The sequence below is a fragment of the Sphingobacterium sp. SGG-5 genome, from assembly GCF_011043525.1.
Classification (GTDB): domain Bacteria; phylum Bacteroidota; class Bacteroidia; order Sphingobacteriales; family Sphingobacteriaceae; genus Sphingobacterium.
In genome coordinates, this window is record NZ_JAAKGO010000004.1 from 86,396 (window position 1) to 100,564 (window position 14,169).

At 41.1% G+C, this 14,169-nt stretch carries 14 protein-coding genes and 1 tRNA gene; 9 read left to right on the top strand and 6 right to left on the bottom strand.

Annotated elements, in window-relative coordinates; translation table 11 throughout:
* Positions 1-63 precede the first annotated feature (63 nt).
* On the bottom strand, positions 64-1,263 hold the full coding sequence (locus G5B30_RS06840; protein ID WP_165319235.1) for a pyridoxal phosphate-dependent aminotransferase: 1,200 nt from the start codon (positions 1,261-1,263) through the stop codon (positions 64-66).
* Between the two features lie 95 nt (positions 1,264-1,358).
* On the opposite strand from G5B30_RS06840, the gene G5B30_RS06845 reads away from it, so the two are divergent.
* Positions 1,359-2,255: a DMT family transporter gene (locus G5B30_RS06845; protein WP_165319236.1), complete on the top strand. Its 897-nt coding sequence runs from the start codon at positions 1,359-1,361 to the stop codon at positions 2,253-2,255.
* A gap of 629 nt (positions 2,256-2,884) precedes the next feature.
* On the opposite strand, the gene G5B30_RS06855 is transcribed toward G5B30_RS06845, so the two are convergent.
* The 3 genes from G5B30_RS06855 to G5B30_RS06865 form a co-directional block, all read right to left on the bottom strand.
* Positions 2,885-3,232 carry a YciI family protein gene (locus G5B30_RS06855; RefSeq protein WP_240903130.1) on the bottom strand — a complete coding sequence of 116 codons (348 nt, stop codon included), beginning with the start codon at positions 3,230-3,232 and terminating at the stop codon, positions 2,885-2,887.
* Positions 3,233-3,302: 70 nt separating this feature from the next.
* Positions 3,303-4,139, bottom strand: a complete 837-nt coding sequence (locus G5B30_RS06860; protein ID WP_165319238.1) for a sigma-70 family RNA polymerase sigma factor — start codon at positions 4,137-4,139, stop codon at positions 3,303-3,305.
* Positions 4,140-4,341: 202 nt separating this feature from the next.
* A tRNA-Ser gene (locus G5B30_RS06865) sits at positions 4,342-4,429 on the bottom strand.
* A 131-nt stretch (positions 4,430-4,560) separates the two neighbouring features.
* Here G5B30_RS06865 and G5B30_RS06870 point away from each other — a divergent pair.
* Both G5B30_RS06870 and trxA read left to right on the top strand, forming a co-directional pair.
* Positions 4,561-5,421, top strand: coding sequence for a glycoside hydrolase family 25 protein (locus G5B30_RS06870; protein ID WP_165319239.1), 861 nt, complete (start codon positions 4,561-4,563; stop codon positions 5,419-5,421).
* Between the two features lie 28 nt (positions 5,422-5,449).
* Complete coding sequence (gene trxA / locus G5B30_RS06875) at positions 5,450-5,749, top strand: thioredoxin (protein WP_165319240.1); 300 nt, start codon at positions 5,450-5,452, stop codon at positions 5,747-5,749.
* Here the strand turns inward: trxA and G5B30_RS06880 are convergent.
* Positions 5,746-7,068, bottom strand: coding sequence for a hemolysin family protein (locus G5B30_RS06880; RefSeq protein WP_165319241.1), 1,323 nt, complete (start codon positions 7,066-7,068; stop codon positions 5,746-5,748). The genes trxA and G5B30_RS06880 overlap by 4 nt on opposite strands.
* Positions 7,069-7,254: 186 nt before the next feature.
* Between G5B30_RS06880 and G5B30_RS06885 the strand changes: the two genes are divergently transcribed.
* Both G5B30_RS06885 and G5B30_RS06890 read left to right on the top strand, forming a co-directional pair.
* Positions 7,255-8,370, top strand: coding sequence for a phosphotransferase enzyme family protein (locus G5B30_RS06885; RefSeq protein ID WP_165319242.1), 1,116 nt, complete (start codon positions 7,255-7,257; stop codon positions 8,368-8,370).
* A gap of 18 nt (positions 8,371-8,388) precedes the next feature.
* Positions 8,389-9,024, top strand: coding sequence for a carbohydrate-binding family 9-like protein (locus G5B30_RS06890; RefSeq protein WP_165319243.1), 636 nt, complete (start codon positions 8,389-8,391; stop codon positions 9,022-9,024).
* A 37-nt stretch (positions 9,025-9,061) separates the two neighbouring features.
* Here G5B30_RS06890 and G5B30_RS06895 read toward each other — a convergent pair whose 3' ends face one another.
* Positions 9,062-9,400: a DUF2853 family protein gene (locus tag G5B30_RS06895; RefSeq protein ID WP_165319244.1), complete on the bottom strand. Its 339-nt coding sequence runs from the start codon at positions 9,398-9,400 to the stop codon at positions 9,062-9,064.
* Positions 9,401-9,565: 165 nt separating this feature from the next.
* Here G5B30_RS06895 and yihA point away from each other — a divergent pair, with 165 nt between their 5' ends.
* From yihA to cmk, 4 genes are all read left to right on the top strand, one after another.
* Positions 9,566-10,180 carry a ribosome biogenesis GTP-binding protein YihA/YsxC gene (yihA, locus tag G5B30_RS06900; protein ID WP_165319245.1) on the top strand — a complete coding sequence of 205 codons (615 nt, stop codon included), beginning with the start codon at positions 9,566-9,568 and terminating at the stop codon, positions 10,178-10,180.
* A gap of 6 nt (positions 10,181-10,186) precedes the next feature.
* Positions 10,187-11,041 (top strand): UbiA-like polyprenyltransferase, encoded by an 855-nt coding sequence (locus G5B30_RS06905; RefSeq protein ID WP_165319246.1) that lies wholly within the window; start codon positions 10,187-10,189, stop codon positions 11,039-11,041.
* A gap of 89 nt (positions 11,042-11,130) precedes the next feature.
* Entirely contained in the window at positions 11,131-13,482 is a 2,352-nt protein-coding gene (gene topA, locus G5B30_RS06910; protein WP_165319247.1) for a type I DNA topoisomerase, read from the top strand.
* A 1-nt stretch (position 13,483) separates the two neighbouring features.
* Positions 13,484-14,158, top strand: a complete 675-nt coding sequence (gene cmk / locus G5B30_RS06915; protein WP_165319248.1) for a (d)CMP kinase — start codon at positions 13,484-13,486, stop codon at positions 14,156-14,158.
* Positions 14,159-14,169: the final 11 nt, after the last annotated feature.

The following is a 14,169-nucleotide window of genomic DNA, read 5'->3' on the forward strand; positions in this document are numbered from 1 at the left end:
ATATGCTTTTTTCATTCTAACAGCTTATCCGGACAAAAGTTTAGTAAAGTTGTAATTGCCCCTTTAGGATGTTCTTCCCGGATACGCAGCAAGTCCTTTCTCCAAGCAGATAAGTGCCTTTTTAAGATCATCTTGATTGAGCACATAAGCTAAGCGTACTTCATTTATTCCCGCTCCGGGTGTGCTATAAAAACCTGTTGCCGGTGCCATCATGACAGTCTGGTTGTCGTGTGAAAATTTCTCTAACATCCATTGGCAGAATACATCAGCATTATCGATGGGGAGCCGGGCTACAACATAAAAAGCCCCACCGGGATTTGGACAGAATACACCTTCAATTTTATTCAGACCTTCCACCAGGGTATCTCTGCGCTCGGTGTATTCCCGAGAGACGGTTTCGAAATAGGATGCCGGGGTGTCTACAGCTGCTTCACCGGCTATCTGTCCCTCTAATGATGGACTAAGACGGGCTTGTGCAAACTTGAGCGCAGTCTGATACAGTACCTTGTTTTTTGTGATAATACAGCCAATACGTGCTCCGCATGCGGAATAGCGTTTGGAAACGGTATCCCATACCACGACATGTTCTTCAAGACCTTCCAAGTGCATGGGAGATATGAAATCTCGGCCATCATAACAAAATTCACGGTATGCTTCATCGGAGAACAGGTAAAGGTCGTATTTCAAGCATATTTCGCGTAGTGCTTCCAGTTCTTCACGGGAGTATAAATAACCTGTAGGATTATTAGGATTACAGATTGCGATGGCTTTTGTCTTTTCGGTGATGACTTTCTCAAATTCAGCGATAGACGGTAAAGCGAATCCATTTTCGATATGCGACATGATGGGTTTGATGACCACATCTGCTGAACAAGCAAAGCCGTTATAATTCGCGTAAAAAGGTTCAGGCACGATAATCTCTTCTCCCGGATTCAGACAAGCCTGCATGGTAATGGTAATAGCCTCGGAACCCCCATTGGTCACGAGAATGTCCGTCGGAAGCACGTTATAGTTCAACCGGTTGTAATACTCAGCAAGCTTGTTGCGATAGGAGGCGGTTCCTTCCGACGAGGTATACGCCCAGATCTTGAAATCAGCATTTTTTAAGGCATGAAGCATGCCCTCAGGTGTTTCGATATCGGGTTGTCCGATATTAAGATGATATATTTTTTTTCCTTCTTTTTTTGCCTTATCAGCATAAGGAGTAAGTTTTCGAATTGGCGACGCAGGCATTTTGATGCCTTTCTGTGAGATTTTTGGCATAGTCTTAATATAAAATTGGGGCAAATGTACGAAATAACTAAATACATTTGTCGCATTTTCGGTTCCATTTGTCGAATTTTGTGTCAAAAAATATAATGCATGAGATTGAGGTGCGTAAGATGAAAGAAAATGCCTCGCAAGGGTGGGTAAATGGTTTTATTGGAGTACTCTTGTTTAGCGGCTCATTGCCAGCTACCCGTGTTGCGGTATTGGGGTTGGATCCTATATTTGTGACCGTAGCGCGAGCATCTATTGCCGGCCTGTTGGCATTGCTGGCTTTGTTGCTGTTTAAAGAGAAGCGTCCCAGGAAAAAGCAGCTTCTGCCTTTGGCTATCGTCGCTCTCGGTGTGGTGGTGGGCTTTCCTTTGTTGAGCGCATTAGCCCTGCAATATATGACTTCAGCGCACTCCATTGTTTTTTTAGGGGTATTACCGGTTGCAACAGCGATATTTGGTGTCATTCGCAGTGGTGAGCACCCCCGGCCGATATTTTGGCTTTTCTCCATAGCAGGTAGCCTGTTAGTGATAGGTTATGCTGTATCACAGGGGTTTACCACTTCACCTCTTGGGGATATGTTCATGCTGGCAGCCGTTGTCCTCTGTGGACTGGGCTATGCGGAGGGAGCGAGACTAACCAAGACATTGGGAGGATGGCAGGTGATTTCCTGGGCATTGTTGTTGTCACTTCCCGTGATGTTACCGTTAGTGTTTATTTTTATGCCGGCGTCAATCGAAAGTGTCAGTTTGTCGGCTTGGAGTGGCTTGGCTTATGTTTCACTGTTTAGCATGTTTATCGGTTTTATCTTTTGGTATCGTGGATTAGCGCAGGGCGGCACGGCGACAGTAGGACAGCTGCAGCTATTGCAGCCGTTTTTTGGGTTGGCTCTGGCGGCATCGTTGATTCATGAGACGGTAAGTATAGGTATGCTAGCTGTGACCATGGGCGTCATCTTGTGTGTGATAGGGACGAAGAGGTTTGGAGGGGCAGGATAAGCATCCTATCGAACCCACCCCGGCCCTTTTGTTCGAACCCCTCTTAACGCAAAAAATCCCTCATCTTTCGATGAAGGAATTTTTCTGCGGAGAGTGAGGTATTGGCTGTGTTGCTCTTTCCCGCACACATGGCCGCCAACCATCCGTAAAGGGGGAGGCTTTACTTTGCTTTGGTGGGCTTGAGGGGCTTCCTGTCGAACACTTAATACCGTTTTTGACGTTTTTTGATAATCTTAACTTTTAGAAAACGTTTTTTGAGCTTCCTATAAAATTCAGTACTTCAATCTTGGGCTCGGAAGCAAGGTTTCTATCTCGCTCTTTCTGGAAGTGAAGAAAACTTGGCGTGTTCAATAATACCCCCTGTATATCTTTGTTTTTGTATTGCGAAATATGGATAAAGGTTTTGCTGTTTTCTGTTTGCAATATGGAGTACAAAAATTGTGTGCTATCTAACTTTTTGAAATCTGTTAGAAACTTTTGTATCAATTCTTTATTAGTGTTTACATACTCATCGTTTACTGTGTATGTTACTTTAACTACAATCATTTTGTTATGAATTTTTATGAGGTGATAAAATTGCCTTGTTTACGAAGACTAAAACCTGTCAGTTCATTTTTTGAAAATAAGTGTTAATCTCGCTTTAAAACTTCTCTTACTTCAATGTTTCCGCCTACTTGGTCAAAAATTGGATTGCCGTTTGCCATCACTATCGCTTCATCAATGGTGTCGGCTTTTACTACCACGTAACCGCTAACAAATTCTTTGATTTCGGTGTACACTCCGTCTGTTACTTCATTGTTGGGTTTTACGGTTTTTGCATTTCCTGTAAATGGCAAAAGTGTGTTGCCTTTGTCGACCAATTTGTTCTGTGAGGCAATACCTGCCAGCCAATTCATACGTTCCTGCATTTGCTCAGGCGTTGGTCTGAAATCAGCAATGTCTTTTAATCTGAAAATTAATGCAAATTCTTTCATCATCTGTAAAATTTAATTGTTTTGATACAAGACAATTATAGATTGCTGGACGTGACAGAAAATAGAAAAAACTTTAAATTTTCATTAGTTTGTCTGGATCAACGACAGAAAAAATACGCGTGATTTTTCCGTCTGGGGTTAGCTCAAATATCTGGCAGTTTATCAAGGTTATATCTCTGTAAAACAGTAATGCCGATTGATGATTGATTTCTTTGATTTTTATTTCCAGGTCTTTTTGATAGTATTCAAAAATATAGGTCATCAGTTTAACTGTGTCGTCAATTCCCGAAGTCATCTCAGCAACAGCCTGTAATTTGTTTCCTGCATCTGCCAAAACCTGTATTTCGTCCGATAGCATCTGTTCCAAAGTTCTGATATCGCCATTACGGATTGCTGCCACATATTTCGCTAAATATTTTCTGTTTCTTGCTAACGGGGTTGTGGTGTCAGGTTTACGCAATTTTAGCTTTTTTTTAGCCCTCGTGAGCAGTTGTCTTGAATTTTCTGCGGAAATATCTAATATTTCGGCTATTTGATCGTGTTCGTAATCAAACGCTTCTTTTAGCAAAAAAACTGCTCTTTCTTTTGTGTTCAGGGTGTCAAGCAAGACAAGCATTGAATAGTTTAGTATCTCATCTAATTCAATTTTGTCTTCGCCTTGATTAGTAACTAATGGTTCGGGCAATATGATTTTTTGTTGTCTTTCTCGATCGTTTTTCTTTTTTAGATTTAGGGATTGGTTGATAACCGATTTTATTAAGTACGCCTGTTGATTGGAAATCGAATCAACATCTTTTTCATTGAATTTTATCAAGACCTCTTGGATTACATCTTGACAGTCTTCAATATTTCCCAAAATGTTGTATGCATAAGGAAATAGCTTTTTGTTCAATGTGTCGAAATCGCCCATTTTTGTTTTTTGTTTTGATTTAATTAAGACAATCTGAAATGTCAGAACGTGACAGCTTCTTAAAAGTTTCCCTCGTAAATCTGTTGAGGCATACTACAAAAATACAAAATATACCACCCGTTTGCTTTGCATTGGTTCCAAAGCAAGCTTGGTTTGAGCTATAAACGACAAAACCCGACTTTCGTCGGGCTTTACTTTGCTTTGGCGGAGAGCGAGGGATTCGAACCCCCGAACCTGTGACAGTTAACGGTTTTCAAGACCGCCGCATTCGACCACTCTGCCAGCTCTCCGCTGCAAAAGTAGAAAAATAAATAATGTTGCCAAAACTTATTTCTTAGGCTGTTGAAAATGAGAACAATTGTTTTTATTGCGCAAAAAAACTAGAAATCTATTCGCGAAATGATTTATATTTCGCTGTAATATGGTACAACACAAAAGACGTAGTAAACGGAAAAGACAGACCTTAGCTGATGAACGTCGTCGATATCTGCTATGGAGCATCGGTATTCCGCTTTTGCTTACTTTTTTATTTACAGTCTGGCATTACAGAAAAGGAATAAACTATTATTTAAAAACCTTCTTTGCCGTTGTAAATGTCGATGGAAAGGAATACAGTAAGTATGATGCACGCAATATCTCCCTGATGTCGCTTCACTCGGAACGTATTTTTGGTATTGATATCAGTGAATATCAGGGGAATATTATCTGGGATAGCGTAAGCTTAATTCATGAACAATTTCCCGTTGACTTTGTCTTTATAAGGGCAAGCATGGGAACAAGAGGAAAAGATAAGAAATTTGCGTCAAACTGGAAAGGGGTACAGCGAATTTCGAGGTTGCGAGGAGCGTATCATTATTTCAGACCCAATGAGAACTCGATCAAACAGGCCGAGAATTTCATCAAAGTGGTCAAATTAAAACCGGGTGATTTACCGCCGGTATTGGATATTGAAGAGCGCCCGCGGAGTCAGTCGATGGATAGCCTTAAGGTAGGCCTCAAGAGATGGTTGCGGCGGGTAGAGCAACATTATAAGGTGAAGCCCATTGTATATTCGGGTGATAGTTATTTTACGGATTTTCTGGAAAACGAATTCAGCGATTATACATTGTGGATAGCGAATTATAATTTTTGGATAGAAAAGCCAAAGGCGCATTGGAACTTTTGGCAATTTTCAGAAAAGGGCAGGGTAAAAGGTATAAAAGGTTTTGTAGATTTGAATATGTTTAATGACGATATAGAAAGTCTGGAACGGCTATGTATGCCCTTTGGACGTGAGTTTTGATTTAAATTTTAGTAGAAGAAGATAGGATATGGCGAATTTCAATGAAATCATAAATAAAAATGACACCGTGTTGATTGATTTCTCGGCGGAATGGTGTGGACCTTGCCAGACATTGGCACCCATTTTACAGGAAGTGAAAGAACATTTTCAAGATAAGCTGACCGTTATCAAGATTGATGTAGATCGTAATCGAGCGCTTGCAACTAACTTTAAAATACAAGGTGTGCCAACCTTACTCTTGTATAAAGAAGCTGCCCAAGTATGGCGGCAGAGTGGTCTTTTGACAAAATCACAGCTCATACAGGTCATCGGCAAATACGTCGTCTAATGGGGCGTTTGTGTCGATGGATCTATAGAATCCAACTGCTTGGCAATGGAAATTTTATCAATTCTGTTGCCATCCATATCGATCACTTCTAATCGATAATCATAAAAAAGAATATAATCGCCTTCGATGGGTACACGATCAAGTTTTAAAAAGACCAGTCCCCCTAAGGTAGTGATATTGCTGAATTCCTCGATTTCCTCTTCGGAAAGCTCGATGTCGAATCGTTCGAGAAAGTCGTCCAACTGACATCTTCCGTCTACCATAAAGGAACCATCCTCCCGCTGCCGTACTGAGCCATTTTGGTTTTGTTGTCCTGTGTCAGAACTGCCTACCAAAGCGGCCATAATATCTTTGATCGTTATTAATCCTTGGGGGATACCGTACTCGTCAATCACAATAGCCTGGAGAACTTTTGTGTTTTTGAGCATGTCGAATACGGTGTATATACTGCTGTTTTCGTTGACGAAGGGGATGGGTTGAATCAATTTTTCCAAATTGATTTCCTCTTCACGGATGTAGTATTTTAATAGCGTTTTTGCGTGGATAATCCCTCGTATATTGTCAAAGTTCCCATCACATACGGGGTATTCCGTATGGTCCGTTGCCAGAATATAGGCCTTATTTTCCTCGAAGCTGTTTTCTAAATCCAGATAGGTAATATTGCTGCGATGCACCATCATGTTGATTACTTTTTTATCGCCTATATCCAGTAATCGATCTACGAGGTCATGTTCAAAGTTTTCAATCACCCCGCTATCTACGCCTTCATCCACTAAAGCACGAATCTCTTCTTCTGTCACACTATTTTTATCCGTTTTTATGCGAAAAAACTTGACGATGAGATCAGTAGATACACTTAATATCCAGACAAAAGGTTTGACTATTTTGCTCAGAAAGTTCATCGGAATAGCGACCAACGACGCATACCTTTCGGGTATAGCCATCCCTATACGTTTCGGAACCAATTCACCAATAACCAACGAAAGATAGGTGATAATGAATACGACGATAACAATAGAAACGGTTTCGCTGTAGGGGGCGATAAACGGCACAACTTGAAGGGCATCCGCAAGATGCTTAGATATTGTTCCTCCCGAGAAGAAACCCGTCAGAATACCGACCAGCGTAATGCCGATTTGTATAGTGGATAAAAATTGATTGGGCTTATTTTTTAACTTAAGAGCAGTTTTAGCCCCCACATTTTTTTCGCCGAGGTGTTGCAGCCTGATTTTTTTACTTGATACGATGGCAATCTCTGAGGCAGATAAAATTCCGTTTAATAAGATTAATAAAATTATAATAACTATCTCTGTAATCATGAAGATGATTTTATTGACCCTAAATCTAAGTAAAATATATGTAATATGCTACATGCATTTTGTAAATCATGTAATAATTTACCGAACGCAATCGATTGTTGTCAAATAATGTTTTAATGTGTATTAGATTTTATAGATATTGCTTCAAATTTTTACGCTTTTTCAAATAACAAAAATAGAATTTTCATGTCTTTAGTGAGCATAGAGAAAACGATAAAGGTCATAGCCAATCAATTTGATGTGGAGGGTGAAGTGTTGGATATCAGTCGGTTTGGGTCGGGTCATATCAACGATACATATAAACTCACTGTATCTTCTTCAAAAGATATATCGTACCTGCTGCAAAAAATAAACCATCACATTTTTACAGATGTTGATGGGCTCATGCATAACATTTCATTAGTTACGAATCATCTCAAAACGGTGTTGAAAGGAACGGTCGGAGATGTCGATAAGCATACCTTGACTATCGTTCCTACCAAGGAGAATGGATTGTATCATGTCACGTCTGATGGCGAGTATTGGCGTATATTTATTCTGTTGGAAGATACGAAGAGTTACGACATCGTGGAAACGACCAAGCAGGCATATTCCGGCGGACAAGCTTTCGGTAAATTTCAAAAGCAGCTGGCGACATTGGATGCTACTAAACTCGTGGAGATTTTGCCCAATTTTCATAATATAGATTTTCGGTTGAACAATCTGAGAAAGGCAATAAGTAAGGATAGTGCTGGACGTGTAGCTGCGGTAGAGGATATTTTGATCTATATTTTTGAACGGGAAAATAAAATGCGTCGCATTCTCGAACTGGCAAAAAGTGGACAACTGCCTTTACGCATCACACATAATGACACAAAATTTAATAATGTCTTGTTGGATCAATACGACAACGTACAATGCGTTATAGATCTTGATACGGTTATGCCGGGGTACGTTGCTTACGATTTTGGAGATGCCATCCGTACGATCATCAATGCGGCTGCGGAGGATGAAGAAGACCTGGATAAAGTAGTGTTGAATATACCCCTGTTTCAGGCGTATGCTGAAGGGTACCTGAACGAAGCAAAGGAGTTCTTGACAAATACAGAGATTGATTCACTGATGTATGGTGTTTTGTTGTTGCCTTATATGCAAGCTGTACGGTTTTTGACCGACTATCTTGAAGATGATATCTATTATAAAATTCATTATCCGGAACATAACCTTGTACGAACAAAAGCACAGTTAAAGTTGGTGCAGGAATTAGAAAGTCACGAAGAAATATTGACAAATATCTTGAACAAGAGTTTGGTCAGTCAATAATTCTTTGTTTATTTGTCTATGACATCCATTTTAACCGTCTCTAAGATAGAAGATAAGAATATATCATGGGCAAATGATCAGTTTGATACATTGTTCATTTCGTCGCAATGGCATGCTGTAGACAATTCTCCATGGCAAGAAGCTTTTCCTTATAAGCCTGACGTAAGATTTCAAATTGTCCATTCGGAAGATACGATATATATACGCTACGAAGTAGAAGAGGAATATGTAAAAGCCCAGTACATTCGCCCCAATGAGAGCGTCTATGAAGATAGCTGTGTCGAATTTTTTATCTCTTTGGATAATAAACATACCTATTATAATTTTGAGTTCAATGTTTTAGGGACAGGTTTGATAGGGTATGGCCCTGCTGTGAAAGCTGATCGACTGCGACTTGACCCAGCTGTTGTAGAGCAGGTCAATACTTTTTCACAGGTATTCAATAGCGAAGGAAAGAAGAGATGGCGTCTTGTTCTTGGAATTCCGAAGAGGATATTCAATCAGGAGGTTAATTCCGGCCGTAAGGCGTATGCTAATTTTTATAAATGTGGCGATAAACTTCCACAGCCTCATTTTTTGGCTTGGAATGATATAGAAAACCCAACACCTAACTTTCATTTGCCCCAATTTTTTGGTGAATTGAGTTTTGAATAATTAAATGTTGGGCTTCAAAAAGTGTTGCTGTCTTTGACTATTTATAAACCGCTTCTTTTTTGAATTTCTTGACCAAAAGTGCATATACAATTGCTCTATATTTGTTCTTGTTGGATTTGCCAACCGTTTCAATGACCTCTTCTATGGCTTGATCCAGTTTGGCATCGTCCTTTAATCCTAATTTTTTCACAAGGAAATTAGTTTTTAATCGGTCGAGCTCTGCTTTGTCCGAGGCAGCGATGGTTTCAGCATCGGCGTTATAAATGGAAGGGCCGAGTCCTTTCGCCACGGAAGCGATTAGCTTTTCATCGAGATCCAAGTTCAGTTTTTTTGATTCAGCTACATAAGCTGCAATTTTGTCTTCTAATTTACTCATCGTTGTGTGATTTAAAGTAATGAATTTAATAAGTTTATTACTCTAAAAGTAGCTGTTTTCCTTTTATTTACCAAAAGTATATTTTGGGAATTAAGAAAAGGCAGGTATACGGCTACTTGAAGAGGCTCCAATTTGGGGTTAATGCGGAAAATATTACCTTTGTTTATGCTTGTAAAAACTGCTGAATTTGTCACGAGTAATACCGATGTCAATAAACTCCCGGCACCTACGCTCCCTGAATATGCATTTATAGGGAGATCAAACGTGGGTAAATCATCGCTGATCAATGCGCTTACTGGCCGAAAAGGATTGGCCAAAACCTCCCAAAAACCGGGGAAGACACAGTTGATCAATCATTTTGTTATTAATAAAGATTGGTATCTGGTGGATTTGCCCGGATATGGTTTTGCACAAACTTCAAAAAAAAACCGTGCCGAATGGGAGCGTTTTATACGTCGGTACCTCACTCAACGTGAAAATCTCCAATGTATCTTTGTGTTAGTTGACAGTCGCTTGGATCCACAAAAAATCGATTTAGAATTCTGTTGTTGGTTAGGAGAGCAAGGCTTACCCTTTTTCTTGGTCTTTACGAAGGCGGATAAACAATCGGCCGTAAAATCTGAACAAAATATAGCGAAATTCAAGCAAGCCTTGTTGACATGGTTTGAAGAAGTTCCACCCTGTTTTTTGACTTCTGCCGAGAAGAAATCGGGTATCGAACAAATTTTAGAAGAGATTGATTCCATAAACACCAGTTTCGAACCCCCAGTTGTTGCATAGAGCTATATGAAGAAGTATATGTCTTTGGTGCTTTTTGCACACAGTATCTTTGCGCTACCTTTTGCGATCATTGGTTTTGTTCTGGCGGCTACAACGACAGGACAGGGTTTCAGCGTTAAGTTGTTCCTGCTCATGTTGCTTTGTATGGTAACGGCTCGAAATGCTGCCATGGCTTTCAACCGTTATTTGGATCGTGACATCGATGCGTTAAACCCTCGGACGGCTATTCGGGATATTCCAGCAGGGCGTATTTTGGCGAAAAGTGCATTGACGTTTACGATTATCAATTGTGTAATCTTCGTGGTTGCAACATATTTTATCAATCCATTGTGTTTAGTATTATCGCCCGTTGCCCTTTTTGTCATTTTGTTCTATTCTTATATGAAACGAATTTCGCCCTTGTGTCATTTGGTGCTGGGGCTGGGCTTAGGGTTGGCTCCCGTGGGCGCCTACCTAGCGGTGACAGGTGCGTTTCACATTGTCCCCGTATTATATGGATTAGCGGTATTGACCTGGGTCAGCGGCTTTGATATTATCTATGCCCTACAGGATGAGGAATTTGATAGACAACAAGGTTTACATTCCATTCCAGCATATTTGGGAGCCCGGAAAGCACTTTATGTCTCCGAACTATTGCATGTGTTATCATTTATTTTTATCGCACTGCCTGTATTATTTATGGAGGTCGGTATTTTCTATTATATTGGTATAGCTTTCTACGCCGGTCTCTTGATTTACCAGCATCGTATTGTACATCCCACGGATTTACGTCGTGTCAATAGAGCCTTTATGACGACCAATGGCATAGCTTCCGTCTTATTTATGGCTTTTTATTTGCTGGATGTGTGGCTCAGAAATTAAAAATACTGAAGCTTTTTATAAGATAAGTGACAAAAATTATTGTCATTCCATTTTGAAATACTAATATTTGCAGAAATCTAAAAAATTCAATGGCTAAAAATTTATTAATAGTAGAGTCGCCTGCGAAGGCAAAAACGATAGAGGGTTATCTTGGGGGTGATTTTTTGGTAAAGTCCAGCTATGGACATATTAGGGATTTGGTCAAGACAGATGACGCGATAGACACTGCTAATAAATTTGAACAAAAATACGAGGTTCCTTCGGATAAAAAGGCTGTGGTCAGTGAGCTGAAGAAGTTGGCCAAGACTGCAGAGACAGTATGGTTAGCATCCGATGAGGACCGGGAGGGAGAAGCAATTTCCTGGCATTTGTATGAAACATTGGGGTTGAAGGAAGAGAATACAAAACGAATTGTTTTTCATGAGATTACAAAGCCCGCTATTATAAAGGCTATAGAAACTCCACGAAAAATCGATTACAATCTGGTCAACGCCCAGCAGGCACGGCGCGTTTTGGATAGGCTGGTGGGTTTCGAGTTATCGCCTGTATTGTGGAGAAAGGTAAAACCGTCATTGTCTGCGGGGCGCGTACAATCCGTAGCGGTGCGTTTGATTGTTGATCGGGAGCGGGAAATTAATAAATTCAATGCGGAGGCCTCTTATAAGGTTGTCACACTATTTCATACCGGAAAGAACAAAGAATCATTGAAAGCAGAGCTGCCTCAGCGGTTCGCCAAAAAAGAAGAAGCTGAACAGTTTTTGAAGGACTGTCTACAAGCAGCGTTTGAAGTAAGCAGCTTAGAGAAAAAGCCGGCAAAAAGAAATCCGGCGGCCCCTTTTACGACATCGACTTTGCAGCAAGAGGCAAGTCGGAAACTTGGGTTTTCTGTTGGACGTACCATGCAGGTTGCTCAGCGTCTCTACGAGGCAGGACGTATAACCTATATGCGTACCGATTCGGTCAACTTATCGGATACCGCTATTCAGGCTGCTCAGGCAGAGATTCAGAAAGCTTATGGAGATGAATATCATAAGCTTCGGAAGTATAAAACAAAATCAGCCGGCGCTCAGGAGGCACACGAGGCCATCCGCCCAACGTATTTTTCAGACCATACCATCGACGGCGACAATGCGGAGAAACGTCTGTATGAATTGATATGGAAACGTGCTATAGCATCTCAGATGAGTGAGGCTGAGTTTGAGAAAACTGTCGCAAAAATCAAGGTATCGACACGCTCTGAAAGCTTACAGGCTTCCGGTGAAATTATGAAGTTTGACGGTTTTCTTAAGGTATATATGGAATCGACGGACGAAGAGACCGAAGGCGGAAATGATGAAGATTCGGACAACACACTATTGCCACCTTTGGAGCAGGGACAGCCGCTTTATTTAAACGAAATGACAGCTACGGAACGTTTTTCGCGACCTCCGGCACGATATACAGAAGCTTCTTTGGTAAAAAAGTTGGAAGAACTGGGTATTGGAAGGCCGTCTACCTATGCGCCAACCATATCGACAATACAAAATAGGGGGTATGTGATTAAGGAAGATCGCGATGGGAAAAGCCGCGATTATAAGATGCTGACGTTGGCTAATGGAACGATAAAAGAACAAACAAAGACAGAGATTACTGGGGCCGAACGCAACAAAATGTTTCCTACTGATATTGGCGTACTTGTCAATGACTTTTTGGTCGAACATTTTCGGGGAATTGTAGACTTCAATTTTACGGCTAAAGTGGAGAAAGAGTTTGACGAGATCGCGCAGGGGCAGAAGGAATGGACAGATATGCTCGAAGGGTTTTACCGTCCTTTCCACGACGAGGTACAGGATACGTTGGAGCACGCTGATCGTGCTACGCATGAGCGGATGCTGGGGACAGATCCTGTGACAGGAAAACCTGTAAGTGTTCGTGTAGGCCGTTTCGGACCGTTGGTGCAGATCGGCTCGTCGGAAGATGAAGAAAAGCCACAATTCGCTTCTTTACGGAAGGGACAGATGATCGAAACAATCACATTTGAAGAGGCGATGGAGCTTTTCAAATTACCAAAAAAGGTTGGCGTGTTTGAAGACAAGGAGATGACTGTGGCGATTGGTCGCTTTGGCCCTTATATCCGACACAATTCTGCCTTTTATTCGTTGCCTAAGGGAATAGATCCACTCGATGTGACAGAAGAGCAAGCGATTGAGATTATTCAGGTGAAACGGCAGAAAGATATCGATAAGGTAATCCGGGTATTTGATGAAAATCCAGATGCACAGATTGAAAACGGACGCTGGGGGCCATTCGTACGCTTTGGAAAGCAAAACCTGAAAATACCGAAAGGAACGGACGTCGAGCAGATTACCTACGCTGACGTTTTAAAATGGGCCGAGCAGGGTGCAAAAAGTGGAAAATCCACAAAAGGCGCTTCTAAAAAGTCAGCTACGAAGAAGAAATAAAATGGCCCGCGATAATTTCATTATAGCGATTGACGGCTTCTCCTCTTGTGGGAAAAGTACGGTTGCCAAGGCGTTGGCAAAGGCTTTGGGGTTTGTTTTCGTGGACAGCGGTGCGATGTATCGGGCGGTGACACTTTATTTTTTGCGTCATCATATAGATATTCACAATATCGAAGATGTGCGAGTAGCTTTATCGGATATTCATATCGACTTTATACCCCATCCTAAAAAAATAAAGGTTCTTTTAAATGAGGAAGATGTAACAGACGAGATACGTCTCATGAAGGTGTCGGATCGTGTTAGCGAAATCAGCGCCATTAAGGAGGTTCGTGAGGCTATGGTCGCCCAACAGCAACAATTGGGACATAAAAGAAATATCATTATGGACGGGCGTGATATCGGTACAACGGTTTTTCCGGATGCCGATCTCAAAATATTCATGACTGCAAGTCCGGCCGTACGGGCACAGCGGCGGTATGATGAACTGCAGCTTAAGGGAGAACAAATTACCTTAGAAGAGGTTATGGCCAATATCGCCCATCGTGACCATATCGACAGCACGCGTAAAGAAAGCCCATTACGCCAAGCTGAAGATGCAATTGTCTTAGACAATTCGAATATGACACAAGAGGAACAGCTTCAGTTTGTGATTGAAGAATATCAAAAAAGAAAATAGGCATTTTTTTT